16 protein-coding genes and 1 CRISPR repeat array are annotated in these 18,500 nt (G+C 35.2%); of the genes, 3 read left to right on the top strand and 13 right to left on the bottom strand.

Features of this window, described 5'->3' with window-relative positions:
• The first annotated feature begins 72 nt into the window (after window positions 1–72).
• Window positions 73–417, top strand: a complete 345-nt coding sequence (locus tag ACZ2G0_RS14790; RefSeq protein ID WP_470308278.1) for a GIY-YIG nuclease family protein — start codon at window positions 73–75, stop codon at window positions 415–417.
• A 405-nt stretch (window positions 418–822) separates the two neighbouring features.
• Window positions 823–3,163: direct repeats of the CRISPR family, unit length 36 nt; unit sequence GTTGTGGTTTGATTAAAGATTAGAAAACACGATATT.
• A 112-nt stretch (window positions 3,164–3,275) separates the two neighbouring features.
• Here ACZ2G0_RS14790 and cas2 read toward each other — a convergent pair.
• From cas2 to ACZ2G0_RS14760, 6 genes are all read right to left on the bottom strand, one after another.
• A complete protein-coding gene (gene cas2 / locus ACZ2G0_RS14785; RefSeq protein ID WP_300284637.1) occupies window positions 3,276–3,605 on the bottom strand; it encodes a CRISPR-associated endonuclease Cas2 in 330 nt (109 codons plus the stop codon).
• Window positions 3,581–4,495: a type II CRISPR-associated endonuclease Cas1 gene (gene cas1, locus ACZ2G0_RS14780; protein WP_470308277.1), complete on the bottom strand. Its 915-nt coding sequence runs from the start codon at window positions 4,493–4,495 to the stop codon at window positions 3,581–3,583. The genes cas2 and cas1 overlap by 25 nt, the downstream gene beginning before the upstream one ends.
• Window positions 4,496–4,660: 165 nt before the next feature.
• A complete protein-coding gene (locus tag ACZ2G0_RS14775) occupies window positions 4,661–5,410 on the bottom strand; it encodes a shikimate dehydrogenase family protein (protein WP_470308276.1) in 750 nt (249 codons plus the stop codon).
• Window positions 5,407–6,807, bottom strand: coding sequence for a tetratricopeptide repeat protein (locus ACZ2G0_RS14770; RefSeq protein WP_470308275.1), 1,401 nt, complete (start codon window positions 6,805–6,807; stop codon window positions 5,407–5,409). The genes ACZ2G0_RS14775 and ACZ2G0_RS14770 overlap by 4 nt, the downstream gene beginning before the upstream one ends.
• 128 nt (window positions 6,808–6,935) lie before the next feature.
• Complete coding sequence (locus ACZ2G0_RS14765) at window positions 6,936–8,129, bottom strand: aspartate aminotransferase family protein (RefSeq protein ID WP_300288730.1); 1,194 nt, start codon at window positions 8,127–8,129, stop codon at window positions 6,936–6,938.
• Between the two features lie 55 nt (window positions 8,130–8,184).
• Window positions 8,185–9,783 carry an OstA-like protein gene (locus tag ACZ2G0_RS14760; protein ID WP_470309853.1) on the bottom strand — a complete coding sequence of 533 codons (1,599 nt, stop codon included), beginning with the start codon at window positions 9,781–9,783 and terminating at the stop codon, window positions 8,185–8,187.
• Window positions 9,784–10,111: 328 nt separating this feature from the next.
• Between ACZ2G0_RS14760 and ACZ2G0_RS14755 the strand changes: the two genes are divergently transcribed.
• Window positions 10,112–11,983 (top strand): alpha-amylase family glycosyl hydrolase, encoded by a 1,872-nt coding sequence (locus ACZ2G0_RS14755; RefSeq protein WP_470308274.1) that lies wholly within the window; start codon window positions 10,112–10,114, stop codon window positions 11,981–11,983.
• Window positions 11,984–12,043: 60 nt separating this feature from the next.
• Here ACZ2G0_RS14755 and ACZ2G0_RS14750 read toward each other — a convergent pair whose 3' ends face one another.
• The 7 genes from ACZ2G0_RS14750 to rsfS all read right to left on the bottom strand — a co-directional run bounded on the left by ACZ2G0_RS14750 (window position 12,044) and on the right by rsfS (window position 17,650).
• The gene (locus ACZ2G0_RS14750) at window positions 12,044–12,820 is read right to left on the bottom strand and encodes a superoxide dismutase (protein WP_300288301.1); all 777 of its coding nucleotides are present in this window, start codon (window positions 12,818–12,820) and stop codon (window positions 12,044–12,046) included.
• An 8-nt stretch (window positions 12,821–12,828) separates the two neighbouring features.
• Window positions 12,829–13,098 carry an acyl-CoA-binding protein gene (locus ACZ2G0_RS14745; protein ID WP_470308273.1) on the bottom strand — a complete coding sequence of 90 codons (270 nt, stop codon included), beginning with the start codon at window positions 13,096–13,098 and terminating at the stop codon, window positions 12,829–12,831.
• Complete coding sequence (locus ACZ2G0_RS14740; RefSeq protein WP_470308272.1) at window positions 13,091–13,750, bottom strand: phosphatidylserine decarboxylase family protein; 660 nt, start codon at window positions 13,748–13,750, stop codon at window positions 13,091–13,093. The genes ACZ2G0_RS14745 and ACZ2G0_RS14740 overlap by 8 nt, the downstream gene beginning before the upstream one ends.
• Window positions 13,740–14,630 (bottom strand): phosphatidate cytidylyltransferase, encoded by an 891-nt coding sequence (locus ACZ2G0_RS14735; RefSeq protein ID WP_470308271.1) that lies wholly within the window; start codon window positions 14,628–14,630, stop codon window positions 13,740–13,742. The genes ACZ2G0_RS14740 and ACZ2G0_RS14735 overlap by 11 nt, the downstream gene beginning before the upstream one ends.
• 1 nt (window position 14,631) lies before the next feature.
• A complete protein-coding gene (locus ACZ2G0_RS14730) occupies window positions 14,632–15,234 on the bottom strand; it encodes a lactate utilization protein B/C (RefSeq protein WP_470308270.1) in 603 nt (200 codons plus the stop codon).
• Between the two features lie 111 nt (window positions 15,235–15,345).
• On the bottom strand, window positions 15,346–17,271 hold the full coding sequence (gene ftsH / locus ACZ2G0_RS14725) for an ATP-dependent zinc metalloprotease FtsH (RefSeq protein ID WP_470308269.1): 1,926 nt from the start codon (window positions 17,269–17,271) through the stop codon (window positions 15,346–15,348).
• A gap of 7 nt (window positions 17,272–17,278) precedes the next feature.
• Entirely contained in the window at window positions 17,279–17,650 is a 372-nt protein-coding gene (gene rsfS / locus ACZ2G0_RS14720; RefSeq protein WP_187010715.1) for a ribosome silencing factor, read from the bottom strand.
• Between the two features lie 94 nt (window positions 17,651–17,744).
• Between rsfS and ACZ2G0_RS14715 the strand changes: the two genes are divergently transcribed.
• Entirely contained in the window at window positions 17,745–18,473 is a 729-nt protein-coding gene (locus ACZ2G0_RS14715; protein ID WP_470308268.1) for a biotin--[acetyl-CoA-carboxylase] ligase, read from the top strand.
• Window positions 18,474–18,500 lie beyond the last annotated feature (27 nt).

The following is an 18,500-nucleotide window of genomic DNA, read 5'->3' as shown; positions in this document are numbered from 1 at the left end:
CTTTGTCATTCCGACGAAGGAGGAATCACATAACGAAAGCCTTGCATTAAATTTAATCTAAAAATTGTAATTATGAACAACAATATGATAGAGTTCAACGAGGGTTATCATACGTATTATGTTTATATAATTACCAATAAATACCGTTCCACATATTATATAGGAATGACTAATAATTTGGGTAAGCGATTACTTCAACATAAGGAAAATATAGAAAAAGGAATCAAAACTTTTGCATCTAAATACAATATTGAGTTTTTGGTATTTTACGAAAAGTTCACTTGGGTTCAAAAGGCAATCGAAAGAGAAAAAGAATTAAAAGGTTGGAGAAGAGATAAGAAGTTAGCATTAATTCGATCCTTTAATCCTCAATTTGAATTTTTAAACGATCGGTTTATGACTAAAAATAATCTATAATTTTGTCATTCCGAAGAAGGAGGAATCGCATAACAGTTGGAATTTGGTTCTTTTCCATTAAATTATAGTAAGACACTGTGTTGAATTTACTGGTAAAATGGCAAATTATATAGTGGTTTGTCATTGCGACGAAGGAGGAATTGTATAACAGTTGAAATTTGATTCTTTTGCATTAAATCATAGTAAGACACTATGTTGAATTTACTGGTAAAATGGAAAATTATGTAGTGGTTTGTCATTCCGACGAAGGAGGAATCGCATAACGTGAGCAACTGATGTGATTCCTCCTTTGGTCGGAATGACAAAAAAGAAAAGTTCTTTGACATAAAGTTTTGCAGTGTCTTAAACATCCAAACCACAACTGAAAGTTATGGAGTCCGCCCATCTGGGACGCGAGAACTTTCAGTTGTGGTTTGATTAAAGATTAGAAAACACGATATTTTTCAAAAAAACGTTATTAAAAACCTTCCAGTTGTGGTTTGATTAAAGATTAGAAAACACGATATTGTAGTTCAACAGTTTTCGTCTACTTGGACTGTTGTGGTTTGATTAAAGATTAGAAAACACGATATTGCTATTGAATGCTTCAAACGTAATGGCTGGTTGTGGTTTGATTAAAGATTAGAAAACACGATATTTTATTAAAGGTCAAAGTGGTTCAGATACTAGTTGTGGTTTGATTAAAGATTAGAAAACACGATATTGGACACACTGTAATACCATAGCTATGAACAGTTGTGGTTTGATTAAAGATTAGAAAACACGATATTACGGTGCTATCGAATCATGGGAACGTATTAGTTGTGGTTTGATTAAAGATTAGAAAACACGATATTATTAAAAACCTATTATGATCAAATGTTAGAGTTGTGGTTTGATTAAAGATTAGAAAACACGATATTCATACATGCCACCGATATACTTTGATAATTGTTGTGGTTTGATTAAAGATTAGAAAACACGATATTAAAACAATGCTGAAATAAAAGTTGCTCAACGTTGTGGTTTGATTAAAGATTAGAAAACACGATATTCCTGGGGATTTCCATCCCAAAGCTGTTTTCCGTTGTGGTTTGATTAAAGATTAGAAAACACGATATTTGAAGCCTATTGTTTTAGACGACAATATGAGTTGTGGTTTGATTAAAGATTAGAAAACACGATATTTTTAATTATAGTTCCAAATTCTCCTTCATAGTTGTGGTTTGATTAAAGATTAGAAAACACGATATTTATTTGTAGCAACAAATGCAAACATTCTGGGTTGTGGTTTGATTAAAGATTAGAAAACACGATATTGATTTACTTAATGGTGTAGTCGCAGGACAGTTGTGGTTTGATTAAAGATTAGAAAACACGATATTGAGATCAAGTTGAGCCAATAGGTCGCTAGGTTGTGGTTTGATTAAAGATTAGAAAACACGATATTAAAGATTTTCGACTTAAGCAGCTCTTTAGAGTTGTGGTTTGATTAAAGATTAGAAAACACGATATTGATAGGAAAATGATTCGCTATAAACGGAATGTTGTGGTTTGATTAAAGATTAGAAAACACGATATTTCGCCCCATATCAATTTCATTGCCTGGTTGTTGTGGTTTGATTAAAGATTAGAAAACACGATATTGAAATAGCTTCCGGATAATCAGGAGTTCTCGTTGTGGTTTGATTAAAGATTAGAAAACACGATATTTGCTCGTTTTGTTTCCAACCTTACCTACGCGTTGTGGTTTGATTAAAGATTAGAAAACACGATATTTCGTGGAAAGCAAATGAAAAACTACCACCAGTTGTGGTTTGATTAAAGATTAGAAAACACGATATTTCAAAGAGCTTTTAATGAATTATCAAAAATGTTGTGGTTTGATTAAAGATTAGAAAACACGATATTCTCCTTTCGTTTTTCCTGTAAGTAGCTCATGTTGTGGTTTGATTAAAGATTAGAAAACACGATATTAAGTTCGCATCAATAGTGGTGCGTGGAGTAGTTGTGGTTTGATTAAAGATTAGAAAACACGATATTAGAAGACAGAAACAAATCTCCTTGATCATTGTTGTGGTTTGATTAAAGATTAGAAAACACGATATTATTTAGCAACGACGCCCGTAGCTGGTAGGCGTTGTGGTTTGATTAAAGATTAGAAAACACGATATTATAAGAAAGACTCTAGTCGCTGCGGTTGCGTTGTGGTTTGATTAAAGATTAGAAAACACGATATTTTTGGCGTTTATGGTAAACAAAAGTTTTACGTTGTGGTTTGATTAAAGATTAGAAAACACGATATTGGAAATTATTAGTGTAGTAATGGCTATAAGGTTGTGGTTTGATTAAAGATTAGAAAACACGATATTCTTAGAGGAAATACAAAGGGGCTACTTAGCGTTGTGGTTTGATTAAAGATTAGAAAACACGATATTTAAAAACTAATTTGATATAATGGAAAACGAGTTGTGGTTTGATTAAAGATTAGAAAACACGATATTTCGCTTAGGTGCAACGATGAGCACGCTGTGTTGTGGTTTGATTAAAGATTAGAAAACACGATATTAAACTATAAGCGATCCGTCTGTTATGACGAGTTGTGGTTTGATTAAAGATTAGAAAACACGATATTTTTACAAGCAAAATAAATGGCTTCCAAATGGTTGTGGTTTGATTAAAGATTAGAAAACACGATATTGCCGTACGTATGGAATCGCTGAGGTTATCGGTTGTGGTTTGATTAAAGATTAGAAAACACGATATTAGTTGGCTTATTACCTTCTGATTTTCATAGTGTTAAAGGTGAATATCGTATAAAAAAATGCCTCTTTATTGGTTTGATATCCCAATATTGAGGCATTTTTTTGTTTCTAGTCCTAAAAAAGTTCTAATTGTGTGGGTTGAGGTGCTTTTGGTACTTCGGCTTTGCCCCAAAAATTTTGAATATTTCCAAATTGTTTGTCCGTTATCCTCAGTACACTTACTTTTCCTAAAGGTGGGAGTAGATTATGAATGCGTTTTTCGTGAACATCAGCACTTTCGCTGCTTGCACAATGCCGCACATATACAGAGTACTGCATCATCGAAAATCCATCTTTTAAGAGATTATTCCTAAACTGCGATGCATTGCGGCGGTCTTTTTTGGTTTCAGTTGGCAAATCAAAAAAGACAAACAACCACATTATTCGGTATCCGTTAAGTTCCATAATTTTGGATATTTTATTTTCTTACGATTTCCTGCATAGCATTGTTGCAGTGAGCTAGCCGTTTTTTGTAAAGCAACCATCAACGGACTCTTTTCGTTTTTAAAATAAACGGTTTGTGTCAAAACCTGTAATAGTTCTGCTTTAATAGCTGTGTTCAACTCTTGCTCTTTGTAGTTGAGCATAATTTGATGAACTTTCTCATCAATAAGAGGCCTAAAAGGTTCCATAATATCATCTGCTAGAGCAAAGGCATTGTACTTGCTTTTATGATGAATTCCTAAGGTATTCAGTAGTCCGCTACCTGATAACGCTCGTGCTGTCGCTGCTCGTAGTATGGCATATCCATAGTTTAGGAAATTATTAGGATAGGAACCGTAGCGTTCTCTTTTTATACCATCATTATCAAGATTAGGCTGCGGAAATTGTTTCCAGTATTGCTGTGCAGCAACGCCTTCCATATTGCTAGTGTCACCACTTAATACCTTGCTTGCTAGAAAAGATAAACTGTTTTTGGACTCAGTTAGTTTTTCAAGTAGTTCTCCTTGATTTTTTATTTTTTCAACAATAGTTTGCTGCCACAATTGTTTCTTTAAAGGTGCTGAGGCGTTGATTTGGTTTTTAAATATTTCTTGCTGAATATGGTGACTATTTAAATTGAGAAATAAGCCATTGGGTAAATGGTTTGTATTGCAAATGATAATTGCGGTATTATTTTCAATTAATAAATTGAGAGCTGGAATGCTAATATAAGTTTCGGGATGGTCAAGCACTAAGAATCCAATATCTTCAATTGGAATGGTACTTTCTTTACTCTCAGATTTCAGGACAAGCTGCAAATTCTTTGTGGTAATGGAGAATTTGTTTTCGATTAAAAGGGTTCTCTTTAGCATAATTTATTTTATTAATGATTTGGTAATCAGTTAATTTAAATAAATTGCACCTTTTTGTTTTACGGTAAACCGTAAATCTGAAAAAAAACTAAAAAAAACCCTGTTACAACCACGCTAGCATGCTAGTGCGGTTGTAACAGGATCAACTATTTTTTAAGCGAAATCTTATTTATTCCAAATTTTCCAAGATTTTTCGGCTTGGTATACGAGCATATCGTATCCATTTTTAGTAGTAGCGCCTTTTGCTTTTGCTTGACGCAAAAATTGAGTTTCCTCAGGATTATAAATTAAATCGTAGGCAATGTGTTTGCTTGTAAACAAATCGTACGGTATCGCTGGCGATGCGTCAATGGCAGGACTAGTACCAATAGGCGTGCAGTTAATTACAATTTGGTAATTCTCAAAAAGGAGTGCGTTGAGGCTGGAGTAGGCGATCGTGTTTTCTTTAGTTCCTCTTGAAACAAAGTTATAGCTTATGCCAAGTTCCTCCAATGCAAAGGCCACACCTTTCGATGCGCCGCCAGTTCCTAAAATAAGAGCGCGTTGATGATGCGGTTGCAAAAGCGGCTGCAAGGATTTTTTAAAACCATAATAATCGGTATTGTAGCCTTTAAGTTTTCCTTTCTTGGTGATTTTTATCGTGTTTACTGCACCTATTCGTGTCGCTTTTTTAGATAAAGAATCTAAATACGGAATCACTTCCTCTTTGTACGGAATAGTAACATTGATTCCTTTGATATCCTTACCATTAGCTATTGTATCAGGGAATTCACTAATATCGGCCAGATCAAAGTTTTCGTAGGTACAACCTTCGATAGCATCGTTTTTAAATTTTTCAGTAAAATAGCCTCTTGAGAAGGAGTAACTAATATTACGACCTAATAATCCAAAGCGTTTTTTAATTTGTTCGATCATTCTACCTTTTTATATTTGGCTATATACGTCTGAACGGCTTTATTGGTCCATACCACTGGGAATAAGTCTTCAATAAGCACGTAATTCTCGAATTTTAAACGCAAACCATTGCTTAAATGAAATTTAGCTTTGGTGTTATCTTGCATCATAAAATAGATTCCGGCCAAGCGGTATTCGACTTCGTTTTCTTCAGGATAAAAATCTGTCGCTTGCAATAACGTTTGTATTGCGCTTTCAAATTCTCCCAAGAATTGCAGAATATCTACCCAAAACAACCAGGTGTCTAATTCGGTGTCACCAAATTCAACCGCTTTTCTGAAACCAAATTCGGCTTCCTCAAAAAAGTTCATTTGTTTATTTATGGTTGCATAGCGCTTCCAATACAAGCAATTTTGGTTATCAATGGCGAGTGCTTTATTGACATAAAACAACGCTTTTTGATAGTTATTTTGACGTACATAAAAGTCAGTAATGGCAATCCATCCTTTGTCAAGCAAAGGGTCTTCATGTACAGTTTGGTTGTAAAACTGTAAGGCAAGAGCAGTATTGCCTTGTTTTTCATGGCATTTTCCAATGCGTAATAACGCGTACGAAGTAGCGTCATCTAGCTCTATAGTTCGAGTGTAACTTTCAATAGCCTCTTCGTGGCGACCAAGTCGTTCGTAGGCTTTCGCTCTTTCCATGAAGGCACCTAAAAATTCATCATCAATCAGTGTTGCGTAGTCAAAGGCACGAATGGCATTTTCATAATCTTTTACACCATAATATAAGCGTCCCATTTGGTGCCAAGCAATCTCACTGTACGGGTTTTTATCGATATAGGTATTTAGAAAAGCAATGGCGTCTAAATTTTGATCTAAAAACTCATAACAGTACACCACATTATACAAAGCCGATTGGTCTTCTAAATCTTCCTCAAGGCATTTAATGAAGTTCTGTTTTGCTAATTCAAAATCATCCATGAACAAGTACTCCATGCCTATTAAATTATAAACATCAGCGTAATCATCCGTAAATTGTAGCGCTATTTTTAGTAATTCAACCGCCTTTTCGTGTTGGTCTCTTTTCGAGCAAATATTAGCCTTTTGAATGTATATTTCTTCGTTATTAGGTTCAATTGCGTACAGTTCGTTTAAAAGCTTTTCGGCAATTTCTAATTTATCGTCATATACCAGCATCTCTACTTGTACCAGTTTTAGTCCAGTAGATTTAGGGTGTTGGTCAAGAGCTAGTTTCAGTGCTTTTTTGGCTAAAGCGGCCTTTCCCATGTCGAGATAATGAAGAATTATTTCTTCAAACTCTTCTGAGTCAAAAAAGAGTACTTTGTTGGTTTTCAACATAGACTCAAATTTGATTAGGGATTTGTTGTAATCTTCTTCTTCGTTGCTTAATTGCATACCTTGTTTTTTTGAATTTAGCCTACTTAAAGGTAGGTATCCTTACTATTTTTGAGAAGAAAAATTTTTATTGTTGTGAACAATTTAATTAACAATATTTTAAAGTCAATTGGTAGTGTTCAGCGTATTTATTTTTCAATCGTCATTAGGACTTCGTCCATCACTTCTATTATTATGGCGCAACCTTCTCTAATTTCTTCTTCAGAAATTGTTAATGGAGGAGTAATCCGAATGGCGCAACCTTCAAAAAGGAGCCAAAATAAAATAAGACCGCGGTCTTGGCATTTTAAAATAACTTCATTGGTAATATCAGGGCTGCTAGTCATTGCGGCTAGCATTAGTCCTTTTCCTCTTATTTCTTCTATCAAAGGATGTACCAAAAGAGATTTAAAAAGTTTTTCCTTTTCTATCGCTTGTTGCATTAGGTCAGTCTCGGTAATTTCCTGCAAGGTAGCAAGACATGCTGCCGCAATGACAGGGTGTCCGCCAAAGGTTGTAATATGTCCTAATTTTGGGTTATCACTTAGTAAATCCATCATTTCTGCCGAGGCTGTAAAGGCGCCAACGGGCATACCGCCGCCCATTCCTTTACCCATAGCTATAACATCAGGAACAACATCGTAGTTTTGGAAACCAAATAATTTTCCGGTTCGCCCAAAACCAGGTTGGATTTCATCTAAAATCATCAAGGCGCCTACTTCCGTACAGCGTGCTCGAACTTTCTTTAAAAAATCATTATGGGGTTGAATAAATCCTGCACCACCTTGAATGGTTTCCAATAAAACGCCAGCCGTTTTAGTAGTTATTTTTTCTAAATCAGCTTCGTTATTAAAGGTGATAAAATCGACATCAGGAATTAAAGGTCTGAAAATTTGCTTGCGTTCTTCGAATCCCATTACACTCATGGAGCCCATTGTGTTCCCGTGATAAGCGTTATGACAAGAGATTAATTGGCTGCGACCTGTAACGCGACGCGCTAGTTTTAGTGCGCCTTCGATGGCTTCGGTTCCTGAGTTAACCAGGTATGTTTTATCTAAAGGTGCCGGCAGCAGGGAAGCCATTAGTTTGCAATATTCTACTGCTGGACTTTGCGAATATTCGCCGTAGACCATCACATGCGAGTACTTGTCTAATTGATCTTTTATCGCTTGGTTTACTCTAGGAGGTTGGTGCCCTAGGGTGCAAGCGGATACTCCTGCAACAAAATCGAGGTATTTTTTGTTGCTTGTGTCATAAATATACGAACCTATCGCGTGTGAAACTTCCATTCCCAATGGGTATGGTGATGTTTGTGCTTGGTATTTTAAAAAATCGGTATTCAATTGTACTAAATTTAGGATTTTAGTGGTGCTTTTGCTTTAAGCAAATGCGTTGCTATTATTTAGGCTTTTTCTTCTTGTCATAGTCCGTAGTTTCTTTACGAACTTTCATTGGAGTATTTTTTTTGGCAGACTCAATTTTTCCCTCTTTGATCAATTTATCATTGAGTTCGTTTTCTTCATCAGAGAAGATGTCGTCTTTGGATTTAATGCGCTCACTACCTCGCCAAGCCAACCCTCTTAAAACCCTACCGGTTTCGGGTAATTCGGTTTCTGGAAAAATATCACCGTCAACTTGGTTGAAAAAAGTGATGGTTTCTATGGCTTTATTCTCAAAGATGAGGTTTATTTTACTACTCTTGTTTTTGTTGATTCCTATCAGTTCCTTGTCGTCATTGCGCATAAAGTAAACTACTTCTGTGTTTTTAACTATATCTACATCATGCAGTTGTCCTTCCTTAAACTTACCATAAAGGTTGAGCCCTTTGACTTGATTGTAGCCTGTGCCTAAGGTGTCCCGCGAGACGAGAAAGGTGTTGTTCAGCACTTTCAAGGAATCCAGTTCTCTTGTTGTGTTATTACCAATTAAGTGCATGAGATCACCTGTAATTTGGTTTTCACCATTCCATAAAATTGGGTTTCCAATCAATTTGGTCAAGGCATCTTTAGCGCTAGAGTGGATCGAATCACATTTTCCGCTCATGTCGGTTTTGTAAAAACGAACATTATTATATGCTCTAATGATGCGGTTATCTTCTTTCCCAGTTACCATTAATCGTCTTCCGTGAATGTAAACCGAATCATTTTCGACAAAGTTGATGGCTACTGCTCTTTTCGTGACAAACATGGAATCTTTTTGCTTGTAGACTTCGGCATAATGTCCTTTTACAATTCCTCTATTAATCGAGTCCGTGATTTTTACGTTGCGGGTTGCTGATGCAAATTCTCGGTTACGATCATAATACAAGCTGTCGCCTTGAATGAGTCGGTCATCATATTTTATATAGGATTTCCGCAGAAAATGGGCAAGGTTTTTTTTAGTATCATAAAAACCTTTTTCAGTATAAATATAATTGGATTTGCTCGTAATAGTCGATGGACCAAACAAGTAGGAATGACCTGAATTCGTATAATAATCCAAATGATTGGATTTAATAACATAGGTTTTATTAGTGATTGTTACCGCTGTCAAAAATTGAAACTTTTTTTGGGTCACATAATATTTCCCTGATTTACTAACTAAGGTATTCTCTTTATTAACGATCGTCCCTTTAGTGTTATAGTATACTTCTTGTGTGTTTCGGTCAAAATTAATAGTGTCTGTAGCCAAGGTTGCATCAGGTGAACTCATAAAAGCGTCACCGGTAGCAAATGCTTTTTTAGCATTACCGCTGTACTCAGCGTATTTACTGTTTAAGAAAAGTGTATCACCTTGTACCAATTGTACATTTCCAAAAGCTTTTATATAATTCTCCTTCTGAAAATAATACGCTTTGTTACAAGTAAGTACCACACCATCATGGTTAACGCGTACATTTCCGGTTAACAAAATGGCATCTGGAATGGCAATTTGATTGACATCAAAATAGTCTGAATGCTCTACATTAATTTTCTTAGGCGCTTGCGCAAAAGTGGATTTGCTGGCTAGTAAACTCAGTATAGCGGTAAAGAAAAAAACGAACTTCTTCAATGGATTTATTTTTTGTCAAATTTATGAAAAAGGAAACAATCCTACTCGATATTAGGATTTATTTATGGATGTTAGGAGGTTGGTCTTGTTATTTTACGAATTTGAAGCCTACAACTTATAAACATATAATAGTACTCACACGTTGTAGTACGCAAATACCATTTATTTGCCTCAATTTTAAAAGTACTAGTGCCTCTCATTTTAAAAAAATACATTAAATTTAAAAATTGGTTGATTCGGCTAACCTTAAGTAATGGTTGGGCAGAGATACTAATTTTGAAAACAAAAGGGAGTAATGAGGAAAAAAATTGTGATTGGAGTGCTGTCGCTAGCACTACTGCAGATAGGGTGTAAAATGAAAGATTTGAAAATGAAGGACCAAAAAGACAGGATAGGAGAAAAAAAAGTAGTAGTCTACCAAGTATTTACGCGACTTTTTGGTAATAAAAACACAACCAACAAACCGTGGGGTACCATTGAAGAGAATGGAGTAGGGAAGTTCAATGATTTTACACCGCTCGCTTTACAAGAAATAAAGGACTTAGGAGTTAATTATATTTGGTTTACAGGCGTTCCGCATCATGCCGTGATACGGGATTATACAGCGATTGGAGTTTCTAATGATGATCCTGACGTTGTAAAAGGTAGGGCAGGTTCACCATACGCAGTAAAGGATTACTATACAGTTAATCCAGATTTAGCAGTCGATCCAGCACATCGTTTGGAAGAATTTGAGTCTTTGATTGCTAGAACGCATGAAGCAGGAATGAAAGTTATTATTGATATCGTTCCTAATCATATTGCCCGTAAATACGAGGGTAAAAATAATCCCGAAGGTGTAACAGACTTTGGTGCTAACGACGATAAAACGGTTGAATACAAGCGTGACAATAATTTCTATTATATTCCGAATGCCAAATTTGAAGTACCTGATACGGCCCAACCTCTTAATGGAGAAACACATCCTTTAAGCGATCAAAAGTTTGATGAAAACCCAGCGAAATGGACAGGTAATGGTTCTCGTTTGGCGAAACCGGATAAAAATGATTGGTACGAGACGGTTAAAGTAAATTATGGCATTCGACCAGATGGTACCAAAGATTTCCCCGAGTTGCCTGCTGATTTTAGCACCAAGTCGGTTCAGGAACATTTTGAATTTTGGAAAGACAAAGAGGTTCCTGATTCTTGGAAGAAATTCAAATCGATTGCTTTGTATTGGACCGCTAAAGGGGTTGATGGGTTTAGGTACGATATGGCCGAAATGGTTCCTTATGAATTTTGGAGTTATATGAATTCAGCAATAAAAATGGCTAATGAAGATGCTTTTTTATTGGCTGAAGTATACAATCCTGCGGAGTACCGTAATTACATTCACCTTGGTAAAATGGATTATTTATATGATAAAGTTGAGACTTATGACAAGCTCAAAGAGGTGATTCAAGGTAAATCATGGCCAGATGATTTGACTCACATTCAAAATAATATGAAGGATATAGAGCATCACATGCTGCATTTTCTTGATAATCATGATGAGCAACGCTTGGCGAGTCCGGAGTTTGCTGGCTCGGGTGCAAAAGGCAAGCCCATGATGGTCGTTTCGGCAACAATTAGCACATCACCTACTATGATTTACTTTGGACAAGAAGTAGGAGAAGCAGGGAACGAAAACGCGGGTTTTGGTACTCATTCCAGGACCTCCATTTTTGATTACATAGGTGTCCCAGCTCATCAAAGGTGGATGAATGAAGGGAAATTCGACGGAGGTCAACTTTCTGATGGAGAAAAAGAATTGCGTGATTTTTACAAGCGACTCCTTAATTTTACTATTAATAGTTTAGCCTTGATGGGAGTTTATGAAGATTTACAGTTTTACAATCGACCAATTACAGCCAATTATGATCCGATGATTTATTCTTTTGCTCGTTGGTCAGAAGATGAAAAACTATTGATTCTCTCTAATTTTTCATCGGACAAAACAAGTGATTTTGAATTGAAAGTACCCGCATCACTTATTCAAAAATGGAGTCTTGCTGATGGTCGATATGTGCTTGTGGACCAATTGTATAAAGAAAGCAAAGTTGTTTTAGAGGTTGTAAATGGAGTAGGACTAGTTCAAGTTCATATTGCACCACTAGAATCTTTTATTTACCAATTAGAAAGCAAATAATTAAAAATGCAAAAAGCTGGTATCTGAAAAGAATACCAGCTTTTTAATAAGAAGTAGCAGCTAATATTTTCTTCGGATAGCTGCTTCGTAATTTTCGTTGATTTTTTTCCAATTGATTACTTCAAAAAACGAATCGATGTAATTGCGACGTCGGTATTGATATCCTAAATAATAGGCGTGTTCCCATAGATCAAGTGCTAAAATTGGAGTTCCAGGGACTAGGGCATTTCTCATCAAGGGATTGTCTTGATTTTGGGAACTAGTGACTTTTAGTTTTCCGTATTTGTCCACTACTACCCAAGCCCAAGCTGAGCCAAACTGCTTAGTTGCTTCCGCTTTAAAGCTGTTAACAAAATTATCGTAAGAACCAAAGTCTCTAGTGATGACAGCAGCTAAGGTATCCGATGGTACACCACCTGCATTAGGCGCCATAGAACGCCAGTACAAGGTATGATTGTAATAGCCACCTGCGTTATTGCGCAATTCAGTGTCGTTAGGATCTACTTTAGATAAAATATCTTCGATAGATTGATTTTCATATTCGGTTCCTGCAATTGCCTCGTTCAGGTTATTGGTATAAGTAAGATAATGCTTTGAATAATGCACTTCGAGTGTCAATGGCGATATAGTTGGCGCCAATGCGTCGTACGGGTAGGGAAGCTTGTCGAGTTGGAAAGAACCTTCCGCTGCCTTAACGTCATCAGGAAATCCAATGGTTACCTTTTCCTGAGCGGTTGGTAAAGGAACTTCTACCACTTCGGTCAGTTTTTTATCATTACAAGAACTTAAAAAACTAATTAATACAAGGCTTGTTAATGCTAAATTAATTTTTTTCATGGTGCTTGTTATTTCTTTAAGATGGCATTAATAATTTCAATATAATTTTCTTTAGCTTCATCGGGCGTAAAATGACTGATTTGCATCCAAGCGTTGATTTTAAAGGCATCTCTCAAATGATAAGCGGCGCTTTGCTGTAAGTCTACATGACCAAAAGTTGCTTGCTTGTAAAAGGCATAGAGACGCAATTGTACATCTTGCGGTAGGGATGCTTGTGTCATGAGGGAAGCCTTAGCTACTGCCTCTTGAAAGCGGCTATCTAAATCAGTATTAGTCATTATTTTTTACTGCGATTATTGTTTTACCTCCAATTGCTTTTTGGTTTAAAACAACATCAACTTTAGTTCCTAGTGGTAAAAAAAGGTCTACTCTTGAACCAAACTTGATAAAACCTGCATCAGTACCTTGTACTACTTGCATTCCTTCTTCGGCATAATTCACAATTCGTCTTGCTAGTGCACCCGCAATTTGGCGGTATAAAATCGCTCCAAAAGTATTGTTTTCAATTACTACAGTTGTTCTTTCATTTTCCTCACTTGCTTTAGGATGCCAAGCAACTAAAAACTTTCCAGGATGGTATTTACTAAACTTGATTATACCGTTCATTGCATAACGAGTTACGTGTACATTGATTGGTGACATAAAAATAGACACTTGTAAACGCTTGTCTTTGAAATATTCTCCTTCAAACACTTCTTCAATTACCACCACTTTACCATCAACAGGTGCTAAAATATGATTTTCATTCAGAATGAAAGTTCTTTTTGGGTTTCTGAAAAACTGTAAAATAATTATTAAAATCAATACTCCGCCACCTTGTAATAACCATTTAAGCCATTCGGTAGTGATAAAACGATCGGATAATAATAATACTGCTACAGTAAAAATCATTCCTAAAAAAATAGTCTTGGTTCCTTCTTTATGAAACATAATTTAAAATTTGGTAAAATAAAAATATTATTGGTGCTACAAATATAACACTATCTAGACGATCTAGTATGCCTCCATGGCCTGGCATTATTTTTCCGCTGTCTTTAACTCCAGCTATTCTTTTAAATTTGGATTGAACCAAATCTCCTATAGTTCCAAAAACACCTGCTAATAAAGCGATTACTGTCCAAATCAAAATTGATTTTTCGCTAAAACTAGGTTTAGGTTTAATATATAATTTAGATATCAAGTATCCTGCAAATACCGCGAATACTACTCCTCCTACAAATCCCTCTATTGTTTTCTTCGGTGAAATACGTTCAAAAAGTTTGTTTTTTCCAATTGACTTTCCTACGATGTAAGCAAAAGTATCGTTTGTCCAAATAATAATAAATAAACCTATGATAATTTTGGGATTGTAATCCTTAATACCAAAGGAAATCTTGGTAATAAATATAAAAGGCAACACGATATAACCTAGTAAATACAGATACTTTGAACTTGGGGTAATGGATTGTACTTTGTCATCAAATAAAAAGAAAAGACATTTAATTGATACAAATAGTGTTATGAATAGCAATACATTATTGAGTAAAGGAATATCGCAATCTAGTCTAGTATTAATTCCGAAATTTTCGCTCAAACATAATTCTGTTTCTAGTCGATAATAACTTATTAGTACAATAGCGCTGTAAAATAGAAAAACGATGGTAATGGGTATGATTTTTCTAACCTGAACTAAGGCACAAAACTCATAGGTGGCAATAAGTAGAAACACCCCAAATAAAAGTATAAAGCTTTCAGTCGAAAATAAGATGGAGGCGATTAATAAAATGATATATACAGCGCCTGATATCGATCTCTTTAACGTTTCATTCATTTTAAAGATCTTCTAAAAGCAGCAAATAAAGGTTTTTAGCGGAACTACCATATTGGGTAAAGTCCTCTTCTTTTGCTTTTTCAAAATATTTGATTGCTGTAATGTTAGTTGGGTAATTTCTTTCGTATTTTCTTTTGATAGCACTCAAGCTGTCGCTTTTCATGGCTAATATTTGGCTTGTTGTAGCATATATGATTATGTCTACAGGTAGCTCATTGGGCTTGTTTTGCTTAATTTGATTAGAGGAAAATAAAATAGATCCTTCTTCGGCAATTAAGTTTTCGCAAGATGAAAATAAAAATTTAGGATTGCGAACTTGCTTATAGATAAGCTTGTTTTCTTCTAAAATAGGGTAAAGTGTCGGGTCAAAACAAAGAACTTCACTTTCAAACCAATCGTTTTCTTCTAGTATGTTTTCGAATTGTTCTTTTACTTCAGCGACGTTTTCACAATATAAAAATTTACCACCATTTTTCTTAAAATGATAGATAAACTGTTCGTCTATAGACATATTGATTTCGGATGCAGCACCGTTACTTTCCTTTTCTTTCTCTTCATCTGAAGCAGAAATACTAGAACCAAAAATTTTTTTAAAAAGACTCATATCTTATTAAGGTACTTTATATGTGATTTGAAAACGTTCAAAGATAAAAAAATCTTAATTCAAAAGTAGCTTTTGAATTAAGATTTTATAAATATTGCAAAAAAGGACGTGTTATGACACCACTTCTTCAAGATTTTTATCGAAAGTACGTTTACCAAAAATGGCTTCTAAATCATCTTTAAAAATTACCTCTTTTTCAATTAGTATATCGGCAAGTTGATTTAATTTATCTTTGTTTTCTTCCAAAATGGTAATCGCTCTTTGATATTGGCTTTCGATTAAAGCTGAAATTTCCATGTCAATCACCTTAGCCGTTTCTTCTGAGTACGGTTTAGAGAAACTGTATTCGCTTTGTCCTGTTGAATCATAATAGGTTACATTACCTATTTTATCATTCAGTCCATAAATCGTAACCATAGCTCTCGCTTGTTTGGTTACTTTCTCTAGATCACTTAGGGCACCTGTTGAAATGCGATTAAAAGTTACTTTTTCAGCAGCTCTTCCTCCCATAGTAGCACACATTTCGTCTAGCATTTGGTCTGGACGCACGATTAGGCGCTCTTCAGGTAAATACCAAGCTGCTCCAAGACTTTGACCTCTTGGTACAATTGTTACCTTAATAAGCGGCGCTGCATGTTCTAGCATCCAACTTACTGTTGCGTGACCCGCTTCGTGAATAGCAATTGCTTTTTTCTCTTCGGGTGTAACAATTTTATTTTTCTTTTCTAAACCACCAACAATTCTGTCAACAGCATCAAGGAAATCTTGTTTGTCAACTGCTGTTTTGTTGTATCGAGCTGCAATTAATGCTGCTTCGTTACATACATTAGCAATATCAGCTCCAGAGAAACCAGGTGTTTGTTTTGCTAAAAAGTCTAAATCTAGACCTTCTACTTTTTTCAAAGGAGCAAGGTGTACTTTAAAGATTTCGGCTCTTTCTCTAATGTCTGGTAGGTCAACGAATATTTGTCTGTCAAAACGACCGGCACGCATCAACGCTTTGTCTAAAACGTCCGCTCTGTTTGTAGCAGCAAGTACGATTACGTTTGTATTTGTTCCAAAACCATCCATCTCAGTTAATAACTGATTTAAAGTGTTTTCTCTTTCGTCATTACCGCCTGACATATTGCTTTTTCCTCTAGCTCTACCTACTGCATCAATTTCGTCAATGAAAATAATTGCAGGCGATTTCTCTTTGGCTTGCTTGAATAAGTCACGTACACGTGATGCACCTACACCCACAAACATTTCGACAAAATCAGAACCTGATAATGAGAAAAACGGAACTTGTGCTTCTCCAGCTACTGCTTTAGCTAATAATGTTTTACCTGTTCCAGGAGGTCCTACGAGTAGTGCTCCTTTCGGGATCTTACCTCCTAAATTGGTGTATTTCTCGGGGTTTTTCAAGAATTCTACAATTTCTTGTATCTCTTCTTTCGCTCCTTCAAGTCCGGCAACATCTTTAAAAGTAGTTTTAACATCGGTTTTTTCATCAAAAAGTTTTGCTTTTGATTTTCCAATATTAAAAATTTGACCACCACCACCAGCGCCACCACCTGACATTTTACGCATTATGAAGATCCAAACTCCAATAATGATAATGATTGGTAATAAGCTAATGATTAAATCAGACCAATTGCTTTTAGCTAGGAAATTAAAATCTTTCAATTTTCCGTCCGCAACTGCTTTTTCCAGTTTTGTTTGAAAAATTTGATCGTTACCAATTTCAAACGTGTATTGAGGTCCTTTGTTAGGACGGTCAAAAATGTCTTTGGCAACTTGTTTATGTTCTTTCTCCTTTAGTGCTTCCGGTTTTAAGAAAACCTCTGCTTCTGTCTTGTTGTAAACAATTACTTTTTCAATTTGACCTTTTTCTAGGAATGTATTGAATTTAGAAGAGGTTAATTGGGCAGGCTCTTGCAAGCTTGAACTGCCAGTTATAAAGCTAATAAAAAGAAAAATTAGTAAAATGGCTGTATACACTAACCATGGACTAACTTTAAATTTATTAGGATTCGGATTATTTTCTTTTGCCATTCTATTTTTAGTATTTGTTAGCTATTGTGGTAATTTTTGCATCTCCCCACAAGCTTTCGATGTTGTAATATTCTCTAATTTGTTTTTGAAAAACGTGAACTACGATGTTTACATAATCCATAAGTACCCATTCTGCATTGTCAGATCCTTCCACATGCCATGGTTTATCTTTTATTTCTTTCGAAACTACTTTTTGAATTGAATTAACGATCGCGTTTACCTGTGTATTGGAGTTTCCATTGCAAATTACGAAATAGTCACATACAGCGCTATCAATCTCTCTTAGGTCGAGAATATCTATATCATTTCCTTTTACTTCTTCGATTCCCTTTATAATGTTTGCCAAAAGGTCATCATTATTTATTGTCTTTTTTGCCATGAAAAATTTTTATATAAGTTTGTAAAGTTACCATTTTTTGTCATTATTTTTGAACCTTAACATATAATTAAATTATGTTTAAAAATAACAACTCATGAAGTTAATCAAACTCGATGCCATAGATTCAACAAACGAGTTTATGAAAGAGCTCTCGAAATCCCAACAACTAGAAAACTTTACCGTGGTAACCGCCGAAAATCAGACCAAAGGTAAAGGTCAAATGGGTTCAATTTGGGATTCAGAAATAGGTAAGAATCTAACTATGAGTGTCTTTGTTAAGGAAACAATTTTAGATATCAACCACATTTTTACCTTAAACATTGCGGTAGCTTTAGCGATTTACACTGCTTTAGAAACAGTTAATATACCTGCTTTATCTATTAAATGGCCTAACGACATTATGTCATATAATTTCAAAATAGGTGGCGTTTTGATCGAAAATAACCTTAGAAGTGACGGATCTATAATTTCCATCATTGGAATTGGTCTTAATGTTAACCAAACTAATTTTGAAAATTTACCTAAAGCTTCTTCCTTAGCTGTGGTATCTAAAAAGGAACACAATAAGGAACAATTATTGTTTTTGATTGTGGAAAACCTCAAAACTAACATTAAACTAATAGAAGTTAATCCTCAAACGCTTTGGGATTTATATGCTAATTGTCTTTTCAAAAAGGGTGTTCCTATGCCATTTAAAGGAGGGGATACTAAAAATTTTATGGGCATTATTCAAGGTGTTTCCGCCTTGGGGAAGTTGCAAGTGGTTCTAGAAGATGATTCCTTGGTAGAATACAGCATTAAAGAAGTGCAAATGCTGTATTAAGACACTGTTTTTATCTCAAAAAACAAC

The organism is Flavobacterium sp. KKT103 (assembly GCF_055640565.1).
The sequence above is the reverse complement of the archived record's forward strand: the minus strand, read 5'-3'. Positions and strand labels throughout refer to the sequence as shown.

Excerpts from the sequence above, each read along its gene's own strand:
- ACZ2G0_RS14730 (WP_470308270.1), bottom strand. The coding sequence starts at position 15,234 with ATGAGTCTTTTTAAAAAAATTTTTGGTTCTAGTATTTCTGCTTCAGAT.
- ACZ2G0_RS14750 (WP_300288301.1), bottom strand. The coding sequence starts at position 12,820 with ATGAAAAAAATTAATTTAGCATTAACAAGCCTTGTATTAATTAGTTTT.
- ACZ2G0_RS14790 (WP_470308278.1), top strand. The coding sequence starts at position 73 with ATGAACAACAATATGATAGAGTTCAACGAGGGTTATCATACGTATTAT.
- ACZ2G0_RS14735 (WP_470308271.1), bottom strand. The coding sequence starts at position 14,630 with ATGAATGAAACGTTAAAGAGATCGATATCAGGCGCTGTATATATCATT.
- ACZ2G0_RS14775 (WP_470308276.1), bottom strand. The coding sequence starts at position 5,410 with ATGATCGAACAAATTAAAAAACGCTTTGGATTATTAGGTCGTAATATT.
- cas2 (WP_300284637.1), bottom strand. The coding sequence starts at position 3,605 with ATGGAACTTAACGGATACCGAATAATGTGGTTGTTTGTCTTTTTTGAT.
- ACZ2G0_RS14745 (WP_470308273.1), bottom strand. The coding sequence starts at position 13,098 with ATGACTAATACTGATTTAGATAGCCGCTTTCAAGAGGCAGTAGCTAAG.
- ACZ2G0_RS14770 (WP_470308275.1), bottom strand. The coding sequence starts at position 6,807 with ATGCAATTAAGCAACGAAGAAGAAGATTACAACAAATCCCTAATCAAA.
- ACZ2G0_RS14755 (WP_470308274.1), top strand. The coding sequence starts at position 10,112 with ATGAGGAAAAAAATTGTGATTGGAGTGCTGTCGCTAGCACTACTGCAG.
- ACZ2G0_RS14740 (WP_470308272.1), bottom strand. The coding sequence starts at position 13,750 with ATGTTTCATAAAGAAGGAACCAAGACTATTTTTTTAGGAATGATTTTT.
- ftsH (WP_470308269.1), bottom strand. The coding sequence starts at position 17,271 with ATGGCAAAAGAAAATAATCCGAATCCTAATAAATTTAAAGTTAGTCCA.
- ACZ2G0_RS14715 (WP_470308268.1), top strand. The coding sequence starts at position 17,745 with ATGAAGTTAATCAAACTCGATGCCATAGATTCAACAAACGAGTTTATG.
- rsfS (WP_187010715.1), bottom strand. The coding sequence starts at position 17,650 with ATGGCAAAAAAGACAATAAATAATGATGACCTTTTGGCAAACATTATA.
- cas1 (WP_470308277.1), bottom strand. The coding sequence starts at position 4,495 with ATGCTAAAGAGAACCCTTTTAATCGAAAACAAATTCTCCATTACCACA.